The sequence below is a fragment of the Alteromonas alvinellae genome (genome assembly GCF_902705805.1).
On the sequence record NZ_CACSIH010000039.1, the window covers coordinates 1 to 1,367 of the forward strand.

At 44.8% G+C, this 1,367-nt stretch carries 1 protein-coding gene; it reads left to right on the forward strand.

All coding sequences use genetic code 11. The features are described from left to right. The first annotated feature begins 88 nt into the window (after positions 1-88). A complete protein-coding gene (locus ACX5KA_RS02895) occupies positions 89-1,114 on the forward strand; it encodes an IS110 family RNA-guided transposase (RefSeq protein ID WP_342339808.1) in 1,026 nt (341 codons plus the stop codon). Positions 1,115-1,367: the final 253 nt, after the last annotated feature.

Sequence of the window (1,367 nt, forward strand, 5' to 3'; positions counted from 1 at the left end):
ACGATGGAATGGTCTCCCCCCTCAAACGGCATCGCAATGTGCCAAACTTGGAATTGAACAATCAAGTTAACAAGGTGAGGAGACCAAGATGGATATTACAACGATTGGGCTGGATTTAGCAAAAAGTGTGAGTCATGTGGTGTGCTGTAATCAGGCAGGCAAGATTGTGCGAAAAAAAATGTTGAGACGAACTCAGATACTGCATTTTTTTAGTGAGCTAGCACCCTGTTTGGTGGGGGTTGAGTCATGTGCCAGTGCGCATTATTGGGCAAGAGAAATAGCGAAGTATGGCCATCAGGTAAAACAAATCGCACCACAGCATGTAAAAGCGTATGTGCGGGGTAATAAGACGGATTTTAATGATGCGCTGGCGATAGCAGAAGCAGTAGTACGCCCCGAGATGCGGTTTGTGCGAACGAAAACGCAAACCCAACAAGATATTCAGGCATTACACGTGATGCGTAAGAAGTGTGAGCGGGATAGAACCGCCAACAGTAATGAAATACGGGGGTTGCTCAATGAGTACGGGATCATCCTTCCGGTAGGCATCAGTCATGTCTATAAATCACTGCCTGAATTATTTGACCGGCAGGTTGAGAATGGTTTGAGTGAATTGTTCAAAGAACTGTTAGAGCGACACTATCAAAAACTTGTAGAGCTGGATGAGCACCTGAACTGGTATACAAAGAAAATTAAACAACTAAGCCAACACGAAGCTTGTAGACGACTACAAAGTATTCCCGGAGTTGGCCCAATTATAGCCAGTGCGCTTTATCAACATATCGGCAATGGCAGTGAGTTTAAGAATGGTCGGGCAGTTTCATCATCATTGGGGCTGGTACCCAAACAACATAGCTCAGGGGGCAAGCATAATTTACAAGGGATTAGTAAGCGTGGAGATAGCTATCTAAGAACCTTACTCATTCATGGTGCCAGGGCTGTCATGCGAGTGAGTAAACATAAAGAGACGCCATTGTCTCAATGGATAAAGCGAATAGAGCAAACGCGGGGGAGAAACAAAGCCGCGGTTGCACTGGCTAATAAATTGGCCCGAATAGCTTGGGCACTATTAGCACAAGGTGGCGATTATCAGCCTGAGTTGACAACCGCTTAAGTTAATAATGAACCAGTTCACTTCCAAGGATTGCAAGAGTAAACAAACGTGATGACAATACGGTTAAACCGACATATCGAAAACCTGATAGGGCGTGTGGATTATTAATCCGAGTCAACGATAAGGACGATATGGGCGAAGTTCATCGAGGCTCGAAGTGAAAATACTTCAACGAGAAGCCGGATATACGGACGCAAACCATTTTAGTCAAAACAGCATGTTTACTCTTGCAATAACGGGGGAGACCATATAC